Annotated in this window: 13 protein-coding genes; 10 read left to right on the top strand and 3 right to left on the bottom strand. The window is 61.9% G+C overall.

Annotated elements, in window-relative coordinates; all coding sequences use genetic code 11:
* Position 1: 1 nt before the first annotated feature.
* Complete coding sequence (locus GH665_RS20840) at positions 2 to 427, top strand: F0F1 ATP synthase subunit epsilon (RefSeq protein WP_020067428.1); 426 nt, start codon at positions 2 to 4, stop codon at positions 425 to 427.
* 240 nt (positions 428 to 667) lie between these two features.
* Positions 668 to 2,398 (top strand): AMP-binding protein, encoded by a 1,731-nt coding sequence (locus GH665_RS20835; protein WP_153137993.1) that lies wholly within the window; start codon positions 668 to 670, stop codon positions 2,396 to 2,398.
* An 873-nt stretch (positions 2,399 to 3,271) separates the two neighbouring features.
* On the opposite strand, the gene GH665_RS20830 is transcribed toward GH665_RS20835, so the two are convergent.
* Entirely contained in the window at positions 3,272 to 4,069 is a 798-nt protein-coding gene (locus GH665_RS20830) for a transporter substrate-binding domain-containing protein (protein ID WP_153137991.1), read from the bottom strand.
* 218 nt (positions 4,070 to 4,287) lie between these two features.
* Between GH665_RS20830 and hemE the strand changes: the two genes are divergently transcribed.
* The 4 genes from hemE to GH665_RS20810 all read left to right on the top strand — a co-directional run bounded on the left by hemE (position 4,288) and on the right by GH665_RS20810 (position 9,952).
* On the top strand, positions 4,288 to 5,388 hold the full coding sequence (gene hemE, locus GH665_RS20825) for a uroporphyrinogen decarboxylase (protein ID WP_153137990.1): 1,101 nt from the start codon (positions 4,288 to 4,290) through the stop codon (positions 5,386 to 5,388).
* Positions 5,389 to 5,852: 464 nt separating this feature from the next.
* The gene (locus GH665_RS20820) at positions 5,853 to 8,099 is read left to right on the top strand and encodes a primosomal protein N' (RefSeq protein WP_153137989.1); all 2,247 of its coding nucleotides are present in this window, start codon (positions 5,853 to 5,855) and stop codon (positions 8,097 to 8,099) included.
* A gap of 177 nt (positions 8,100 to 8,276) precedes the next feature.
* Positions 8,277 to 9,707 (top strand): YeiH family protein, encoded by a 1,431-nt coding sequence (locus tag GH665_RS20815; protein WP_153137987.1) that lies wholly within the window; start codon positions 8,277 to 8,279, stop codon positions 9,705 to 9,707.
* Complete coding sequence (locus GH665_RS20810; RefSeq protein ID WP_153137985.1) at positions 9,707 to 9,952, top strand: hypothetical protein; 246 nt, start codon at positions 9,707 to 9,709, stop codon at positions 9,950 to 9,952. The genes GH665_RS20815 and GH665_RS20810 overlap by 1 nt, the downstream gene beginning before the upstream one ends.
* A gap of 141 nt (positions 9,953 to 10,093) precedes the next feature.
* On the opposite strand, the gene GH665_RS38790 is transcribed toward GH665_RS20810, so the two are convergent.
* Positions 10,094 to 10,264 carry a hypothetical protein gene (locus GH665_RS38790; RefSeq protein ID WP_167346784.1) on the bottom strand — a complete coding sequence of 57 codons (171 nt, stop codon included), beginning with the start codon at positions 10,262 to 10,264 and terminating at the stop codon, positions 10,094 to 10,096.
* A gap of 314 nt (positions 10,265 to 10,578) precedes the next feature.
* On the opposite strand from GH665_RS38790, the gene putA reads away from it, so the two are divergent.
* The 4 genes from putA to GH665_RS20790 all read left to right on the top strand — a co-directional run bounded on the left by putA (position 10,579) and on the right by GH665_RS20790 (position 17,275).
* Complete coding sequence (putA, locus tag GH665_RS20805) at positions 10,579 to 14,520, top strand: trifunctional transcriptional regulator/proline dehydrogenase/L-glutamate gamma-semialdehyde dehydrogenase (RefSeq protein WP_153137983.1); 3,942 nt, start codon at positions 10,579 to 10,581, stop codon at positions 14,518 to 14,520.
* An 89-nt stretch (positions 14,521 to 14,609) separates the two neighbouring features.
* On the top strand, positions 14,610 to 15,758 hold the full coding sequence (locus GH665_RS20800) for a branched-chain amino acid ABC transporter substrate-binding protein (protein WP_153137981.1): 1,149 nt from the start codon (positions 14,610 to 14,612) through the stop codon (positions 15,756 to 15,758).
* A 366-nt stretch (positions 15,759 to 16,124) separates the two neighbouring features.
* Positions 16,125 to 16,820 carry an iron-containing redox enzyme family protein gene (locus GH665_RS20795; RefSeq protein ID WP_167530968.1) on the top strand — a complete coding sequence of 232 codons (696 nt, stop codon included), beginning with the start codon at positions 16,125 to 16,127 and terminating at the stop codon, positions 16,818 to 16,820.
* Positions 16,817 to 17,275, top strand: coding sequence for a cupin domain-containing protein (locus tag GH665_RS20790; RefSeq protein ID WP_153137977.1), 459 nt, complete (start codon positions 16,817 to 16,819; stop codon positions 17,273 to 17,275). Before GH665_RS20795 ends, GH665_RS20790 begins: the two co-directional genes overlap by 4 nt.
* 131 nt (positions 17,276 to 17,406) lie before the next feature.
* On the opposite strand, the gene GH665_RS20785 is transcribed toward GH665_RS20790, so the two are convergent.
* A complete protein-coding gene (locus GH665_RS20785; RefSeq protein WP_153137975.1) occupies positions 17,407 to 19,122 on the bottom strand; it encodes a thiamine pyrophosphate-binding protein in 1,716 nt (571 codons plus the stop codon).
* Between the last annotated feature and the right edge of the window lie 33 nt (positions 19,123 to 19,155).

The raw sequence follows: 19,155 nt of genomic DNA, 5'->3' as shown, positions 1-19,155 counted from the left end.
TATGGCAACCATTAAAGTAGACGTAGTCAGCGCGGAAGAGCAGATCTTCTCGGGCCAGGCGAAGTTCGTCGCACTGCCGGGCGAAGCAGGTGAACTCGGCATTCTGCCGGGCCACACGCCGCTCATCACGCGGATTCGTCCGGGTGCGGTGCGCATCGAAGCTGAAAACGGCGAAGAAGAGTTTGTGTTCGTCGCCGGCGGCATCCTCGAAATCCAGCCGGGCGCTGTGACGGTTCTCGCCGACACGGCGATCCGTGGCAAGGATCTCGACGAAGCCAAAGCCGAAGATGCACGCAAGCGCGCAGAAGAAGCGCTGCAAAACACGGGTTCGAACCTCGAATACGCGACCGCGCAAGCGGAACTGGCGTACGCGACGGCTCAGCTCGCTGCGATTCAGCGTCTGCGCAAGCTGCGCGGTCAGAGCTAAGCAATACGTATCAGAGAGAAAGCAGCCTTCGCGGCTGCTTTTTTTTGACCACTACTTGACGTTTACGGAAAGGTCAGCAAAATCGCAGATTCAGTCTGCAGACATTGGGTAATCGTCACAGCCACCGTTGGCGCAGAGGGCGGGTAACACTTGATGCCGTACGGACATACGCCGGTGGCACAATCGGTTTCAAATTCATTTCAATAGACTGGGCGAGCTTTCGCTCACGGAGACAACACCATGGCAACGTATATGTCAGGCGAAGGTGCACTCATCGAACCTAAAGACAATTTGTCGTATGTTCGCGGGTCGACTGAGATTCCGTTGAATGAAGCGCCTCTCGGCCAGTTTCTGCGCGACACCGCAGCGCGCTTCCCTGACCGTCCGGCCGTGGTATTTCGCGAGCAGCGTATTCGCTGGACGTGGCGGGAGTTCTCGGAAGAGATCGACGTGCTGGCGTCCGGGCTGCTTGCGCTGGGTATCGAGAAAGGCGACCGGGTGGGCATCTGGTCGCCGAACCGTGTGGAATGGCTGCTCACGCAGTTCGCCACCGCGCGCATCGGCGCGGTGCTGGTCAACATCAATCCGGCTTACCGACTCGCGGAACTCGAGTACGCGTTGAACAAGGTGGGCTGCAAGGCGATCATCGCGGCCGAGCGTTTCAAGACGTCGATGTACCTCGAAATGTTGCAGGAGCTCGCACCGGAACTGGCGACGCAAAAGCCGGGCGAACTGCACGCCGCTCGCTTGCCGGAGTTGCGCTACGTGATTCGCATGTGCGACACGGAAACGCCCGGCATGCTGACCTTCTCCGACGTAATCGAGCAGGGCCGCGCAACGCTGGACGTCGCGAAGCTCGATGCTATCGGTGCGACGCTGTCCTGCCACGAACCGATCAACATTCAGTTCACCAGCGGCACGACGGGCAATCCGAAGGGCGCGACGCTGACACACAGCAACGTCGTCAACAACGCCCGCTATATCGCGATGGCGATGCGGCTAACGGAGCAGGACGGCCTGTGTATTCCTGTTCCGCTTTATCACTGCTTTGGCATGGTGCTGGCGGTGCTTGCGTGCGTATCGGTCGGCGCGAACATGGTGTTTCCAGGCGAGGGCTTCGATCCGGCGGCAACGCTCGCGGCCGTGGCTGAAGAGCAGTGCACCGCGCTGCACGGTGTGCCGACCATGTTCATCGCCGAACTCGATCATCCGGACTTCGCCACCTACGACTTCTCGCGTCTGCGCACGGGCATCATGGCCGGTTCGCCGTGTCCTATCGAGACGATGAAGAAGGTCGTCGCGCGCATGCATCTGAGTGAGATCACCATCGCCTATGGCATGACGGAAACGAGCCCGGTGTCCTTCCAGAGTTCGACCACCGATCCGCTCGACAAACGCACCACGACGGTTGGACGCATTCAGCCGCATCTGGAAGTGAAAATCGTCGATCCGCTTGGCAATATCGTGCCGGTGGGGGAAACGGGTGAACTGTGCACCAAGGGCTATTCGGTGATGCAAGGCTACTGGGGGGACGAAGCGAAGACGCGGGAAAGTATCGTTGACGGCTGGATGCATACCGGCGATCTGGCGACGCTTGACGCCGACGGCTACTGCAACATCGTTGGCCGCCTGAAGGACATGCTGATACGCGGTGGTGAAAACATCTACCCGCGTGAGATCGAAGAGTTTCTGTTCCGCCATCCGAAAATCCAGAGCGTGCAGGTGTTTGGCGTGCCCGACAAGAAATACGGTGAGGAAGTGTGCGCGTGGATTGTATTGCGCTCAGGAGAGCAAGCCACGGCGGAGGAAATTCAGCAGTTTTGCCAGGGCCAGATCGCTCACTACAAGGTGCCGAAGTACATCCGCTTCGTCGACGAATTGCCCATGACGGTAACCGGCAAAGTGCAGAAGTTCGTCATGCGTGACCGGATGATCAGCGAATTGAAGATTCAGGAAGACAAGACGGCTTGATGGGCATGCTGGTTCGGCGCCACGCGTAGATCCGCGTGGCGCCGGCCGACATTTTGAGGAAAACCGTTTGCCGGAAGAGGAGCCGTGCGCGGGAAAAGGTACAGCTGGAAACCGCCACAAATCAACCCGCTATGAAGCTCGCAAACGTTTGACCAGACGAAAAAAAAGCGGGCCTGGAGCCCGCTAAAAACCACACGCTACGGGGTTAGCGCGAGGAGACCAAAGATGGAACCAACTGAGACGACGACCCTGCGTCGACTACGGCCCCAGCAGGGATGCCCCTTCACAGGGCTTCGGCATACGCCGACCGGCAAGTGCATCGTATCCGCTCACACCACGCACCCAGCCACATCCGTGTTGAAACCGTTGAGGGCATTGTGGGCGAATTAACCTACCAGCGCGGTAACAAAGTGTTTCAGGTTGTAACGCCCGCCAGATAAGGCGTTGCAGGACTTATTTCCAATCCGAAACGTTTTAAACGTAAATTTTACCGATGACAGTTGTGCAATTTCATACGCCTGATTGATGCTACTCGTGACGCATATCGCGGCGTAATCCGTTCAGTCGATTCCGCATGAAATGGTTGCATGCTCAACTTTTTCAGGACGGATCGGCTGTATTACAGGCGGTTTTCCGGCGTGACGAAACCCGCTTATTCGCGGGCAGTTCTGCGCGCTGCGCCGCAGCATTTCATGCATGCGGGGAAGACTTGTCAGAGGGCCGGTTCGTCGACCCTCTGTTCAACTGGATTGCTCAGGTTTTGCTTAACACCTCAAACGCTGGTTACACGATTGTGTCAGCCGTGCGGACTTATTAGTCAATCGACCTGCCAGTCTTTGCCAACTGGGCAGGACGCAGACCGCGTCCCTCCAGCTACTTCAGCCATTTGTCCGAGATTGCCTGATACTCGCCGGTCGCGCGCGCGAGGTGCAGCCACTGATCGACGTATTGCTGGAACGTCACATCGCCGCGCGGCAGCAGCCACGCCTTCTCGCCGTACTGGAACGGCTTGTCCGGATGCACTGAGCAAAGACCCGGATTCAGCTTTTGCTGCAGCAGGGTCTCTGACGCATCCGTCACCATGACATCGGCCTTGCCGGCGAGGATCTGCTTGAAGATCGTCACGTTGTCCGGATAGATAGTCAGATTCGCGTGCGGGAAATACTGCTTGGCGAAACGCTCGTTGGTGCCGCCCGGATTGACGATCACGCGGGTCGCCGGCTGATCGATCTGCGCTACCGTCTGATACTTGTTGACGTCGTCGCACCGGACGATCGGCGTTTTGCCGTCGATCATGTACGCCTGCGTGAAAAACGCGCGCTTCTGACGCTCGAGCGTTGGCGAAACCCCGCCCACGCCAATGTCGCATTTCGCGACGAAGTCGTTCATCAGGTTCGACCACGACGTCTTGACGAATTCAGCCTTCACGCCGAGCGATTTGGCGAGCGACTCGGTCATGTCGATATCGATACCTTCGAACTGGCCGTCTGCCTTGTAAAACGAGTACGGCTTGTAGTCACCCGTTGTACAGGCGCGCAGCGTGCCACGCGCGAGGATTTCGTCGAGCCGGGAGGGCGCCGCGGCCGTGGTGCTGGTCTGCGCCTGGGCCACGCCTGCGTGCATCAAAACACCGGTCAAAACGCCGAGCAGTGCGAGTGCTGCCTTGTTCATCGAGTCTCCTTGGTTGCGCGTAATTGTTTGGTAAGGCCGTCGGATGATAGCCCGGCAATTCGCGCTTGAACATTGGCCGTTCAGCTGAGTCATGGCGCCGCACGGGGCAGCGAAAAAGCCGGCCGCAAGCAAGGTGTGTGAGCGTTATTGCCTGGATCAAGCGCGATACGGCGGGCCGGCTCCGGTAAAATGCCCCTTTGCCTTCAGTCGTACGCAACGTGGCCCATAAACTCCTGAACGATACTTTCCTGCGCGCGCTGCTGCGCCAGCCGACCGACTACACGCCGATCTGGCTGATGCGGCAGGCTGGCCGCTATCTGCCGGAATACAACGCCACGCGAGCTCGTGCGGGCAGTTTCCTTGGTCTGGCGAAGAACCCGGCGTACGCAACGGAGGTAACGCTGCAACCGCTGGAGCGCTATCCGCTCGACGCCGCGATCCTGTTTTCCGACATCCTGACCGTGCCGGACGCCATGGGCCTGGGTCTCGAATTCGTCGCCGGCGAGGGTCCGAAATTCGCCCGGCCGGTACGCACTGAAGACGACGTGGCACGCCTTGCTGTGCCGGATATCGACGCCACGCTGCGCTACGTGACCGACGCAGTGCGCGAAATCCGCACCGCGCTCACCGACGCGCAAGGCCGTCAGCGCGTGCCGCTGATCGGGTTTTCAGGCAGCCCGTGGACCTTGGCGTGCTACATGGTCGAAGGCAGCGGGTCGGCGGATTTCCGCACCGTCAAATCCATGTTGTATGCCCGCCCGGACTTGATGCACCGTATTCTCGAGGTCAACGCGAAGTCGGTTGCGGCATATCTGAATGCGCAAATCGAAGCCGGTGCGCAAGCCGTGATGATTTTCGACACGTGGGGCGGGGCGCTCGCAGATGGCGTCTATCAACGCTTCTCTCTGCAATACATCCAGCAGGTCGTGAGCCAGCTGAAGCGCGATCACGACGGCGAAAAAGTGCCGGTGATCACCTTCACGAAGGGCGGAGGCTTGTGGCTCGATGAGATCGCCGATACGGGTGTGGATGCGGTCGGTCTCGACTGGACCGTGAACCTGGGCCGAGCCCGCGAGCGTGTGGGTAGCAAGGTCGCGCTGCAGGGCAATATCGATCCTTCGGTGCTGTTTGCGCCGCCGGCCTCGATCCGCATGGAGGCGCGCGCCGTGCTCGACAGCTTCGGGAATCATCCTGGCCATATTTTCAATCTCGGCCATGGCATTTCGCAGTTCACGCCGCCGGAGAACGTCGCCGAACTGGTAGACGAAGTCCATCGTCATAGCCGCGCGATTCGCAGTGGCGCGCATGCACCAACCTGACGCCGAAATCGTTGCCATTTTTGCTGCATTGCGGCGAACTGGGCTCTCGGTCTAAGGGAATATTTGTAGTCAACGGGCCGTCAGATGGCGGTCCCACGAAAGTCAAGACTTGACTTATGCACATTGTTCACGCTGCGGCGCGGTAGAAGCTTTCGTCCTGCCTTAGCCCTTGCACATTGTCGGCGCCTTTGATCTCAGCCTTGTCTGGCAAGGGTTTCAAGGGCTCACGACAAAATGTGTGAAATCCCACAGAACGCCGCTGCGGCGCGGTTCCTGGCCCATCTGAGCGAAGTTCTCAACAAAGTTATCCACAGGCAAGCGGGCCGATTGCAATTGTTCAGCCGAATCCAAAACTTAGCGCGGAAATTGAAGTTTTACTTTAACTTCGATGGGTTCGCCGTGTGTTCAATGCGCGCTGTGACGCGGCGTCGTGACGCAGCCATTTACCTGATCCACACCGCCGCGTGAGTGACGTTTTCGTCCGCGTCGCGCTGGATCATCCGCTGCCGACTTTGTTCGACTACCGTTGCGACACACCCGAGCCTGTCGCGCCGGGCATGTTGGTGAGCGTGCCGTTCGGCAAGCGTCATGTGGTTGGCCTCGTCTGCGAAGTGACTACTCACAGTGACGTGCCGGCGGAGCGCTTGCGGGCGGTTAGCGCAGTCTGTACCGCCTGCCCGCCGCTGTCGGCCGAATGGCTGGGTCTCACGGCCTTCGCTGCCGATTACTATCAGCGCGGCCTCGGAGAAGTCGCGTTGCCCGCGTTGCCACAAGCTCTGCGAGATGCCTCGCGCTGGTCGCGTCTGTTCGCACCGGAAAAGCGTTACAGCCTGACGGCGGCAGGCCGCGCCGCACTGCCCGAAACTTTGCCTGCGCGCGCCAGCGCGCTGCGCAAGCTCGCCTCAGCTCTCGCCGAAGCCGAATTTCTGATCGCCGCCGACGCCCGTGCGCTCCACCCCAAAGCCATTGCAACCCTGGACGCATGGCAAGCCGAAGGCTGGGTTGCGCTGGAGGTGATCGAAGCCGCCGAGGTACTCGCCACTCCCGGGTCGGCGGATACACCCGCGCCCATCCTGCCCACCCTCACCGACGAGCAGGCGAGCGCAGTCGAGGCGATCCGCGACGCGAACGGTTTCGCCCCATTCCTGCTGCACGGCGTGACGGGAAGCGGCAAAACGGAGGTGTATCTGCGTGCGCTCGCCGAGATTCTGGCCGCGAAGCCCGACGCCCAGGCACTCGTCCTCGTCCCCGAAATCAATCTGACGCCGCAGTTCGAGTCGGCCTTCCGTGCGCGCTTTGCTGCGCTCGAAGGCACCTCGATCGTCACGTTGCACAGCGGTCTCGCGGAAGGCGAACGGGCCCGCAACTGGTTTGCCGCGCACACCGGGCGTGCCCGCATTGTGCTCGGCACGCGGCTGGCGGTGCTTGCCTCGCTGCCAAAACTCGCGATCATTGTCGTCGATGAGGAACACGATCCGGCCTACAAGCAGCAGGAAGGCCTGCGCTATTCGGCGCGTGATCTGGCGATCTATCGCGCCAAACAACTGGCTTTGCCGGTGGTGCTCGGCTCGGCCACGCCGTCGCTGGAAAGCTGGTGGCAGGCGGATCAGGGGCGCTATAAGCGGCTTACCCTGTCGCGCCGGGCGGTCGCCGAGGCTGTTTTGCCGACCGTCAAGCTGATCGATCTGGAAGAAGAGCGCCGGCGCGGGCGGGCTTCGGTGGAAGGTTTATCCGGGCCGTTGATCGCGGCGCTGAAGGTGCGGCTCGAGCGCGGTGAGCAGAGTCTGGTATTTCTCAACCGGCGTGGTTACGCGCCGCAGCTCGCCTGCGATGCCTGTGGCTGGGTGGCAGGCTGCCCGCGTTGCAGCGCCTACGTCGTGTTGCACAAACCCGAGCGCGCGCTGCGCTGCCACCACTGCGGCTGGGAATCGCGCATTCCGCGTTCGTGCCCGGAGTGCGGCAATGTCGACATCGCGCCGATGGGACGCGGCACTCAACGCGTTGAAGAAACCCTGGCGAGCGCCGTACCCGGTGCCCGCGTGTTGCGCATCGACGCCGACAGTACGCGCCGCAAAGGCAGCGCGCAGGCGCTGTTTTCCGACGTTCACGCGGGTGAGGTCGATATCCTCGTCGGTACGCAGATGATTGCGAAGGGGCACGATTTTCAGCGGGTGTCGCTGGTCGGCGTGCTGAATGCGGACACCGCCTTGTTCTCACACGACTTCCGCGCGAGCGAGCGGCTCTTCGCGCAATTGATGCAGGTGAGCGGCCGCGCCGGCCGTGCCGGTTTGCCAGGCGAAGTGCTGGTGCAGACACGCTATCCGCGCCATGCGCTGTACCACGCGTTGGGCCGGCATGACTACGTCGGCTTTGCCAGTTCGACGCTGGCCGAACGGCGTGACGCTCACTTGCCGCCGTTCGTCTATCAGGCTTTGCTGCGCGCCGAAGGCCGCACACTCGAAGCCGCGCTTGCCTTCCTGCAACAGGCCGCCGCCGCGCTGACGGAGATCCCGGCCGCCGAGCGCGTGACGGTTTATGACGCCGTGCCGCTCACCATCGTCAAGGTGATGCATGTGCATCGCGCGCAATTGCTGATTGAGAGCGCATCGCGGGGTGCGCTGCAGGCTACGTTGCGCGCGTGGCAACCGATGCTGCGCACACTGAAAGGCGTGCTGCGCTGGAACCTCGAAGTCGACCCGCTCGACATCTGACGCCTGCCGCCGCGCCACCCGCGGCGTTGCTCGTTACTCCTTTGAGTCATATTCATAGAGCGAATGGTCGTTTCGTTTTGCGCCGCCGCTCGCCTATATTTCGCCGAATCGGCGCATCGTTAAGCAAAACTCCAACATTCCCGCGCCGATGTACCTCTACTCACTCGGGGCATGACGATGAGCGATACCAATCAAACGCTGCCGACTGGCGCGGCGCCCGGCAAAGATCACAGTGGCCAAAGCGCACACGACGGCGGTCTCTTTTCCACTGAAGACTGGTGGGCCGTCTGGATCGGCCTGCTGGTGATCGTGATCGCCTGGGGACTATTCGCCTCGGGCAGCAGCATCAAGTGGTTGGCGGTAGCGCCGGCCAAATGGTCGAACGTGGCACAAGCCGCGCAGGACATCGGTAAGCATCTGCCGGCTTATGTTGCGCTGTTCGTTGTGTTCGCGGTGCTGTTCGGCGTGAGTCTTACCGCGTTGAAGCAGCGGATCGGCGCATTCCTGGCGTCGTTCCTGATCCTGTTCATCGCATCGGCTTTGATCTTCACGCTGGGCGCGTGGGTCAATGCGTCGAAGTACAACCTCGAACCGCCGCTGGTGGCGCTGGCGCTCGGCCTGCTGATCTCGAATGTATTCACCTTGCCCGAGTGGTTCTCCGCCGGTCTGCGAGTGGAGTTTTACATCAAGGTCGGCATCGTGCTGCTCGGTGCGACGCTGCCGTTCACCTTGCTGGTGTGGGCGGGGCCGGTCGCGGTCGGGCAGGCGACCATCGTCTCGCTCGTGACATTCTTTGTGATCTTTTTTGCCGGCAAGGCGCTTGGCCTCGACCGGCGGTTCGCGGCCGTGCTCGGTGTGGGCGGCGCGGTGTGTGGTGTCTCGGCGGCAATTGCGATTGCCGGCGCGGTGCGGGCGAGGCGCGAACAGGCGTCGGTGGCGATCACGCTGGTCGTGTTGTGGGCGATCGTGATGATCTTCGTGCTGCCGTTCGCGTCGCGCTCGCTGGGACTATCGACGGCGGTCGCCGGCGCGTGGATCGGCACCTCCGAATTCGCCGACGCCGCGGGCATTGCCGCCGCGCAAGCCTATGGCGACTTTGCGAAGCACGCGGGTGGTGTTATTGCGGGCGCGCCAGAGGCGTCGCTGCAGGCGTTCACGCTGATGAAGGTGGTGGGCCGCGACATCTGGATCGGTATCTGGGCGTTCGTGCTGGCGATTGTCGCGACAACACGCTGGGAATCGCAGGACAGTGGCGTCAAATCCAGGGCCAAAGTGGGCGATATCTGGGCGCGTTTCCCGAAATTCGTGATCGGCTTCGTGATCGCATCCGCTCTGGTGACGTGGGTCGCCAGTCACTACTCGCTGGCCGATTACCGCAAGATCGTCACGCCCGAATTCGTCGCGCCGATTACCGCGCTGCGCACGTGGGCGTTCACGTTCTGTTTTCTGAGCATCGGGTTGACCACTCGCCTGCGCGCGTTGTCGGCCACCGGCCTGAAGCCGTTCCTGGCCTTCACGGCGGGCGTGGTCGTCAATATCGCCATCGGCTACGCGCTGTCCGCGCACGTGTTCGCACCGTACTGGAATAGCTTGGGACAGGGCTCGTAATGAGCGAGGCTGTCCGCATTGCCGGCACGGCCCACGCACGCGGAGACGCGTGCGTGCCGCGCTGTGCAAGCTGCCGGTATCGCGCCGAGGATCGGCATTCACTGGAGCAGAGCATTCCGGGCCTCACCGTGTTCAGTTCCGGGTTCGGCGCGAGCGTGGCGGACAGCCGGCTTTGCCGTCTGCACGACCAGCTCGTTTCGCCTGATGACGTCTGCGCGCAGTTCGAGCCGATCACGCACTTCTGACGCGCGCGTCGACATCGCCGCTGGTTGAACCGGGCGGCGCACATTCACTGTTCGCTGCATTAATCGAGAGCTCGATCGAGACCTCAATCGGGATCGGGACCGGCATCGCTATGGCCATGGCGAGCCGCCGGATTCAACCGTTCAATCGTTCGCCGCTGCCCGCACATCGCCTGCCGAGGCGCGTGAGGCCGGACGCGCACGTCCATCCGCGGCCGTGCGTTTGCCCGAACCACCCGTCGCGCCACGGATGAACAGCACCGCGCACATCGCACACATCGCCCAGATGCCCAGTATGACCAACCACTTTTCCATTTCACCAGTCCTCTAAAACCCCGTACCGCTTTTTATGTGCGTGCCTTGAGGCCGCCGCCACCCATGTTCTGTATAACGGCGCGCAGAGCAATCTGATAAGGGTAAAAGCGAAAAGAATCACGCTAGGGAAAGTACCAATCGCAACCGCGCTTGCCACGTGCGGCGCCATTCGGCGCAAACCCCCGCCATATAAGGCTTCTACGAAGGTGCAACCATGCGCGATGCATGGTTGCACCTTTTTATTGGGAGGCGTACGATTCGCTCAACTTTTAGTCTCTCGCCAGCGATGTCGTCTGGTATCCGAAGAAGGAAACATGGCTAGCACCACCCTCGGCGTCAAGGTCGACGACCTCCTGCGTTCCCGGCTGAAAGATGCCGCTACTCGCCTCGAACGCACTCCGCACTGGCTGATCAAGCAGGCGATCTTCGCATACCTCGAAAAGATCGAACACGGCCAATTACCCCCAGAATTGTCAGGCCACACGGGCTCGGCCGATCTGGCTGACGGCGCTGCGGTTGAGCACGACGAAGACAGCGCGTCGCATCCGTTCCTCGAATTCGCGCAGAACGTGCAACCGCAATCGGTGCTGCGCGCGGCGATCACCGCCGCGTATCGCCGTCCCGAACCGGAATGCGTGCCGTTCCTGCTCGGTCAGGCGCGTCTGCCGGCCAATCTCGCGGGCGATGTGCAGGCCATGGCCGGCAAGCTGGTCGAAACGCTGCGCACGAAGAGCAAGGGCGGTGGCGTCGAAGGGCTGATCCACGAATTCTCGTTGTCGAGCCAGGAAGGCGTGGCGCTGATGTGCCTCGCCGAAGCACTGCTGCGCATTCCCGATCGCGCCACGCGCGACGCGCTGATCCGCGACAAGATCAGCAAGGGCGACTGGAAATCGCACGTCGGCCAGGCGCCGTCGCTGTTCGTCAATGCCGCGACGTGGGGCTTGATGATCACCGGCAAGCTGGTGGGGACCAACAGCGAGGCGAGCCTCTCGTCGGCGCTCACGCGTCTGATCGGTAAGGGCGGCGAGCCGCTGATCCGCAAGGGCGTCGACATGGCGATGCGCCTGATGGGCGAGCAGTTCGTCACCGGCGAGAACATCTCCGAAGCGCTGGCCAACAGCCGCAAATACGAAGCGCGCGGCTTCCGCTACTCGTACGACATGCTCGGCGAAGCGGCTACCACCGAAGCCGACGCGCAACGCTACTACGCGTCGTACGAACAGGCGATCCACGCGATCGGCAAGGCCGCCGGCGGCCGCGGCATTTACGAAGGCCCGGGTATCTCGATCAAGCTATCGGCGCTGCATGCACGCTATTCACGTTCGCAGCAGGAACGCACGATGAGCGAACTGCTGCCGCGCGTGCGCTCGCTGGCGATCCTCGCGCGCCGCTACGATATCGGCTTGAACATCGACGCGGAAGAAGCCGACCGCCTCGAAATCTCGCTCGATCTGCTCGAAGCGCTGTGCTTCGATCCGGAACTGGCCGGCTGGAACGGCATCGGTTTCGTGGTGCAGGCGTACCAGAAGCGCTGCCCGTTCGTGATCGAATACCTGATCGATCTGGCGCGCCGCAGCCGTCACCGCATCATGGTTCGCCTCGTGAAGGGCGCGTACTGGGATACCGAAATCAAGCGTGCCCAAGTGGACGGTCTGGAAGGCTATCCGGTCTACACGCGCAAGATCTACACAGACGTGTCGTACCTGGCCTGCGCGAAAAAACTGCTCGGCGCGCCGGACGCTGTCTATCCGCAGTTCGCCACGCACAACGCGCACACGCTGTCGGCGATCTATTACCTCGCGGGCAACAACTACTACCCTGGCCAGTACGAGTTCCAGTGTCTGCACGGCATGGGCGAACCGCTGTACGAGGAAGTCACCGGCCGCGACAAGCTGAACCGTCCGTGCCGCGTGTATGCCCCCGTCGGCACGCATGAAACGCTGCTCGCATACCTCGTGCGCCGTCTGCTGGAAAACGGCGCGAACACCTCGTTCGTGAACCGCATCGCCGATGAAAGCGTCGCGATCAAGGAGCTGATCGCCGATCCGGTCGACGAAGCGTCGAAGATCGTGCCGCTCGGCGCGCCGCACGCGAAGATTCCGCTGCCGCGCAATCTGTTTGGTGCCGAGCGTCTCAATTCGATGGGTCTCGATCTGTCGAACGAGCACCGTCTGGCCTCGCTGTCGTCGGCCTTGCTGGCGAGCGCGCATCACCCGTGGCGCGCCGCGCCGATGCTGGAAGACAACGAGATCGCCGTGGGCGTTGCGCGCGATGTGCGCAACCCGGCCGATCATCGCGACCTCGTCGGCACGGTTGTCGAAGCGAAGTCGGAACACGTGAGCGCGGCATTGGCGCACGCGGTTGCCGCCGCGCCGATCTGGCAAGCCACACCGGTCGAAGCCCGCGCCGATTGCCTCGCGCGTGCCGCTGATCTGCTCGAAGCGCAGATGCACACGCTGATGGGTCTCGTCGTGCGGGAAGCCGGCAAGTCGCTGGCGAACGCGGTTGCGGAAATCCGCGAAGCGATCGATTTCCTGCGCTACTACTCGACGCAGATCCGCAACGAATTCTCCAACGACACGCACCGCCCGCTCGGTCCGGTGGTGTGTATCAGCCCGTGGAACTTCCCGCTGGCGATTTTCATGGGCCAGGTAGCGGCGGCTTTGGCGGCCGGTAATACCGTGCTTGCGAAGCCGGCGGAACAAACCCCGCTGATCGCCGCGCAAGCTGTGCGCATTCTGCGCGAAGCCGGCGTGCCGGCGGGCGCCGTGCAACTGCTGCCGGGCGACGGCGAAACGGTCGGCGCCGCGTTGGTGGCCGATCCGCGCACCCGCGCGGTGATGTTCACCGGTTCGACCGAAGTCGCGCGTCTGATCAACAGGACGCTCTCGAACCGCCTCGATCCGGAGGGCAAGCCGATTCCGCTGATCGCCGAAACCGGCGGTCAGAACGCGATGATCGTCGATTCGTCGGCGCTCGCTGAGCAGGTGGTCGCGGACGTGCTGCAGTCGTCGTTCGATTCCGCCGGTCAACGGTGTTCCGCGTTGCGCGTTCTTTGTCTGCAGGAAGATGTGGCGGACCGCACGCTGGAAATGCTGACGGGCGCAATGCGCGAACTGTCGGTGGGCAATCCGGATCGTCTGTCGATCGACGTCGGCCCGGTGATCGATCTCGATGCAAAACGCGGTATCGACGCGCACGTCGCGGCGATGCGTGAGAAAGGCCGCAAGGTCGAGCAACTGCCGATGCCGGAAGGCGGCGCACAAGGCACGTTTGTTCCGCCGACGCTGATCGAACTCGACAGCATCGACGAATTGAAGCGTGAAGTGTTCGGCCCGGTGCTGCACGTGGTGCGCTACCGCCGCAGCCAACTGGATAAGCTGCTCGAGCAGATCCGTGCAACGGGCTACGGCCTCACGCTCGGTATCCACACGCGGATCGACGAAACCATTGCTCACGTGATCAGCAGCGCGCATGTCGGCAACATCTACGTGAACCGCAATGTGATCGGTGCGGTAGTGGGAGTTCAGCCGTTCGGCGGCGAAGGTTTGTCGGGCACGGGTCCGAAAGCAGGGGGTGCGCTGTATCTGCAACGTCTGCTGGCGACGCGTCCGGCAGGCTTGCCGAAGTCGCTAGCGCAGTCGTTGATCGCCGACGTACCGCAAGCCGGCCCGAACGGGGATAATCGCGGCGACAATCCGTCCGCGGCGCTGGCGGCGCTGCGCGACTGGCTGATCGACGAACAACAGCCAGTGCTGGCCGCGCGCTGCGACGGTTATCTGTCGCATGTGCCGGCGGGTGCGACTGCGGTATTGTCTGGGCCCACGGGTGAGCGCAACACGTACACGCTGGGCGCACGCGGCACGGTGCTGTGCATCGCCTCGACGGCAAGCGGCGCACGCGTGCAGTTTGCCGCAGCGCTGGCTACGGGAAATCGCGCGTTGTTCGAGGGCGCGGCTGGTGAACAATTGGTATCGCAATTGCCCGCCGCGTTGAAGTCCTACGCAAGCGTGAAGAAGAGTGCCGATACGCCGTTCGACGCAGTGCTGTTCGAAGGCGATAGCGACGAACTGCTGGCGCTGGTGAAGGAAGTCGCGAAACGTCCGGGGCCGATCGTTTCGGTGCAAGGCGTCGCGGCGCGCGCGCTGGAAAGCGGCGATGAAGACTACGCGCTCGAGCGTCTGTTGACGGAGCGCTCGGTCAGTGTGAATACGGCAGCAGCAGGCGGTAATGCAAATTTGATGACGATCGGTTGAGCGAACCTCATTGATCCCTTCAATAGAACGGAAGCGGTACGGCGACCCCGAAAAACCGCTCCATCCACACCTGGTACCAAGGAGAAGCTATGCAACACAAGATGAAACAGCTGGCAGGCGCAGCACTGGTTGCGGCAATGTCGCTGGCGGGGACGGCCAACGCTCAATCGACTGAAGACGTGAAGATCGGCTTTGCCGGTCCGATGACGGGCGCACAGGCGCACTACGGCAAAGACTTCCAGAACGGCATCACGCTGGCTGTGGAAGACATGAACGCCACCAAGCCGGTGATCGGCGGCAAGCAGGTTCGTTTCGTGCTGGATTCGGCCGACGACCAGGCTGACCCGCGCACCGGCACGACCGTTGCACAGAAGCTGGTGGATGACGGCATCAAGGGCATGCTCGGCCACTTCAACTCGGGCACCACGATTCCGGCTTCGCGCATTTACGCGAACGCGGGCATCCCCGAAATCGCCATGGCGACGGCACCTGAGTACACGCAGCAAGGCTTCAAGACCACGTTCCGCATGATGACGTCCGACACGCAGCAAGGTTCGGTCGCCGGCACGTTCGCGGTGAAGACCCTGGGCGTGAAGAAGATCGCGATCGTCGACGATCGCACGGCTTACGGCCAAGGTCTGGCTGATCAGTTCGAGAAGGCAGCGAAGGCTGCGGGCGGCACGATCGTCGATCGTGAATACACGAACGACAAGGCTGTCGACTTCAAGTCGATCCTGACCAAGCTGAAGTCAGTGCAACCGGACCTGATCTATTACGGCGGCGCGGATTCGCAAGCGGCACCGATGGTCAAGCAGATGAAGCAACTGGGCATCAAGGCGCCGCTGATGGGCGGCGAAATGGTCCACACGCCGACCTTCATCCAGATCGCGGGTGAAGCAGCGAACGGCACGGTGGCATCGCTCGCCGGCCTGCCGCTGGAAGAAATGCCGGGTGGCAAGGACTACGTCGCGAAGTACAAGAAGCGCTTCAACGAAGACGTGCAAACGTACTCGCCGTACGCTTACGACGGCGCAATGGCAATGTTCGACGCAATGAAGAAGGCTAACTCGACCGATCCGGCCAAGTATCTGCCGCTGCTCGCGAAGACCTCGATGCCGGCAGTGACGGCAGCGAACCTCGCGTACGACACCAAGGGCGACCTGAAGAACGGCGGCATCACGCTGTACAAGGTTGTCGACGGCAAGTGGACGACGCTGCAAAGCGTGGGCGGTAAGTAAGCGGTCCCACGCGTCCCGGTCCGGCGGGCGCTGCCTGGAATGTGAAGTGAGATTCCGGGCGCGCTGCGCCAGTTATAAAAAAAGCCCCGCGGGTTCTGCCCGCGGGGCTTTTTTATTGTGCCGCGCACGGCACCTTTTCGCGTTCCTATTTCTCATTTGCCGGTTCCGGAATATTCCTGATTAAACCTCGCGTCTTAATAGGCCGATTGCCAATTATCAATTGACCCGCATCCATTCAGAGTCAATCCAGACGGGGCTGTTATGGTGATTGGGTTCGATGTCGATTGAACTCTGTATTGACCGGCCACTGAATAAAATGTTTTTCCTGCGGCGGCAATGCGGATTAATTATTCTAATAAGGAAACTATGTTTGCTATTGAAGAAGCGGTTTTTTCGACGGACGTAATCGGCGATACGCAGGAAGAATTGAAGGCGAGAATTTCGGTGCATCCTTTCCTTGCCGCGTGCCGTGCTGGAACGATCGGCCGGCCGCGACTCAATCGGCTGCTGACTCAACATGCGAAGTACGGCGAGCACTTCACCCGCTTCCTCTCCGCGCTGATGGCGAACCTCCGCTCGGGCGACGACTGCTTGCGGCTCGCAGGCAACCTGCTGGAGGAAATCGGCCTCGCGGAAGACAGTCCCACGCCGCACTCGAAGCTGTACCGTGAAATGCTCGCCGATCTCGGCGTGAATCCGGCGAACGAACCCGTTTATCCGGAGACGCAGGGTCTGATCGACACCATGTACATGCTGTGCCGCCAGACCGACCCGGCGAATGGTTTGGGCGCGCTGTGCCTGGGGGCGGAAGCGATCGTTCCGGTGTTCTATGCCGATATCGTCGAGGGTTTCGTGCAGGCCGGCGTGCCGCGTGAGCGACTCGGGTTTTTCACGCTTCACATCGAGTGTGACGACGGCCATGCCGACACCATGCGCGACATCATGGCGCGTATGGTTGCCGACGATCCGGCGTCGGTGGTCACGATGGTCAGCGCGGGCGAGGCGGCACTCAATGCGCGTCTACGGCTGTTCGATCGTCTGATGGCCGGAGGCGCGCAATGAACGAGCGGGGCCGCTTCAGTTCAGTCGATTTCCCGCGTGTGCCGGCGGTACTCGAAGCACAGGTGCCGGACAAGGTCGTGCATCGCAACGTGCTTGGCGGCAACGATGCGGCGTTTTCAGCGGAACGGCAGCATCCCGTTGCGCTGGTGGACTTGCCGTCGCATGTGTTGAGCATGACCATCGGCGGACTCAAGCCGGGACAGACGTCGCGCTTGCATCGGCACAATTACGAAACGCTGATTTACGTCACTGCGGGCCGTGGCTGGTCGCGCATCGGCTCGCAACGCGTCGAGTGGCAGGCCGGCGACGCGCTGTATGTGCCCGTGTGGGCGTGGCATCAGCACGGCAATACGGGCGACCAGGATGCGACGTATGTGGCGTGTGAAAACGCGCCGCTGCTGCAGAGTTTCGGTGTCGCTTTGCGCGAGGAAGCCGATGCTGAAGAGAGGCGTTAAAGAGGAGATGTCGCCTGTGTGAAGAATGCCGAGGTGACCTGTGCGGCAGCGGCTGTGCCGCACAAAACGATGGAAACGCGCTGTTGCCGCAATGGCATCGGCGCGCATTCCTTTGGGCCATCGGCGCGAGTCTACGAATCCGACGCGCGCAGTTTCCTCCCCTGCTCGCGAATCTGTTCTAACGTCGCGCCCGGCGTACTCGCCTCCTGCGGCATGCGGATCTCGATCACTGCCGCGCGGTTTGCTTCCATCGCGCGCTGGAGTGCCGGCAGAAAATCCTCGGTCCGCTCCACTGTCTCGCCGTGCGCGCCGAACGATTTTGCAAATGCCGCAAAGTCAGGATTCGTGAGACCGGTGCCGTGTACGCGGTTCGGATAATGCCGCTCCTGATGCATCCGGATCGTGCCGAAGTGGTTGTTGTTCACCACGATGAAGATCACGTGCAGATCGTATTGCATCGCCGTCGCAAGTTCTTGCGCCGCCATCATGAAACAACCGTCGCCGGCTAATGCGACTACCGCGCGTTGCGGATAAAGCGATTTCGCCGCGATCGCCGCCGGCACGCCGTAACCCATCGCACCGCTGGTCGGTGCTAGCTGCGAGCGGAAATGCCGATACGAAAAATGCCGATGCAACCACGTTGCGTAGTTGCCCGCACCGTTGGTGAGGATCGCGTCTTCCGGCAGATGCGCGCGCAACTGCTGGATCACTTCACCCATCTGTACATCGCCAGGAATCTGACGTGGTTTGCGCCAGTCGAGATACGCACGATGGGCTTCTTCTGCGGCGCCGCTCCATGCGGGTTTCTCGGTGGATGGTTTTAGCGCGGCAAGCAATGCCGCAAGTTCCGGCATGCCGGAGACGATCGGCAAGTCCGCGGCATAGACCCGGCCCAATTCCTCGGCGCCCTGATGCACATGCACCAGCGTCTGCTTCGTTTTCGGAATGTCGAGCAGCGTGTAGCCATTCGTGGTTGCTTCGCCCAAACGCGGGCCGAGCGTGAGCAGCAGGTCCGCGTCGCGGATGCGTTGAGCAAGCGCCGGATTGATACCAAGGCCGACATCGCCCGCATAGTTCGGATGCTCGTTGTCGAGCGTGTCCTGGAAGCGGAACGCGAGGCCAATCGGCAATTGCCAATTCTCGACGAAGCGCCGCAGGTCGGCACATGCGTCCGGCGTCCAACCGCTGCCGCCGGCAATGACCATCGGCCGTTGCGCGACTTCCAGCAAGCGACGCAACTCGTCCATCTGAGCCGCGGACGGCGAGGCCGCCACGCGCTTGTATCTGGGCGCGCCAGCCACCGCTTCGCATGCGTCGCTCAACACATCTTCCGGCAACGACAACACGACTGGACCCGGGCGCCCCGACGTCGCCGTGTGAAACGCATGGCTCAGATATTCGGGAATGCGCTTCGGATCGTCGATTTGCGCGACCCATTTGGCCATTTGCCCAAACATGCGCCGATAGTCGATTTCCTGGAAGGCCTCGCGGTCGAGATGTTCGCGCGCGCATTGGCCGATCAGCAGGATCATCGGCGTGGAGTCCTGAAACGCGGTGTGCACGCCAATCGATGCATGCGTCGCGCCCGGTCCGCGCGTGACGATCGCGACGCCGGGGCGTCCGGTCAACTTGCCGACTGCTTCGGCCATGTTCGCGGCCGCCGCTTCGTGCCGGCAGACGATGGTCTGGATGTGATCTGTTTCGTCGTGCAGCGAATCGAGCACGGCGAGAAAGCTCTCGCCGGGGACGCAAAAAACACGCTCGACGCCATGCGTCAGCAAGGCGTCGACGACGAGACGCGCACCAGTGGTTTGGGTAGTGGAAGAAGATTCAGAAGCAAGCGGCATTGCGATGAAGCCTCCAGGCGTGACGATGGGTGC

Origin of the sequence: Paraburkholderia agricolaris, assembly GCF_009455635.1 — a bacterium.
In the GTDB taxonomy this organism is placed as follows: Bacteria; Pseudomonadota; Gammaproteobacteria; order Burkholderiales; family Burkholderiaceae; genus Paraburkholderia; species Paraburkholderia agricolaris.
Note: the sequence above shows the minus strand (reverse complement) of the source record. Positions and strands in the feature narration are given on the sequence as shown.

Bases quoted from the DNA above. Each gene is read 5' to 3' on its own strand.
- GH665_RS20840 (WP_020067428.1), top strand. From the start codon at position 2: ATGGCAACCATTAAAGTAGACGTAGTCAGCGCGGAAGAGCAGATCTTC.
- GH665_RS20810 (WP_153137985.1), top strand. From the start codon at position 9,707: ATGAGCGAGGCTGTCCGCATTGCCGGCACGGCCCACGCACGCGGAGAC.
- GH665_RS20785 (WP_153137975.1), bottom strand. From the start codon at position 19,122: ATGCCGCTTGCTTCTGAATCTTCTTCCACTACCCAAACCACTGGTGCG.
- GH665_RS20795 (WP_167530968.1), top strand. From the start codon at position 16,125: ATGTTTGCTATTGAAGAAGCGGTTTTTTCGACGGACGTAATCGGCGAT.
- putA (WP_153137983.1), top strand. From the start codon at position 10,579: ATGGCTAGCACCACCCTCGGCGTCAAGGTCGACGACCTCCTGCGTTCC.
- GH665_RS38790 (WP_167346784.1), bottom strand. From the start codon at position 10,264: ATGGAAAAGTGGTTGGTCATACTGGGCATCTGGGCGATGTGTGCGATG.
- GH665_RS20790 (WP_153137977.1), top strand. From the start codon at position 16,817: ATGAACGAGCGGGGCCGCTTCAGTTCAGTCGATTTCCCGCGTGTGCCG.
- GH665_RS20830 (WP_153137991.1), bottom strand. From the start codon at position 4,069: ATGAACAAGGCAGCACTCGCACTGCTCGGCGTTTTGACCGGTGTTTTG.
- GH665_RS20815 (WP_153137987.1), top strand. From the start codon at position 8,277: ATGAGCGATACCAATCAAACGCTGCCGACTGGCGCGGCGCCCGGCAAA.
- GH665_RS20835 (WP_153137993.1), top strand. From the start codon at position 668: ATGGCAACGTATATGTCAGGCGAAGGTGCACTCATCGAACCTAAAGAC.
- GH665_RS20800 (WP_153137981.1), top strand. From the start codon at position 14,610: ATGCAACACAAGATGAAACAGCTGGCAGGCGCAGCACTGGTTGCGGCA.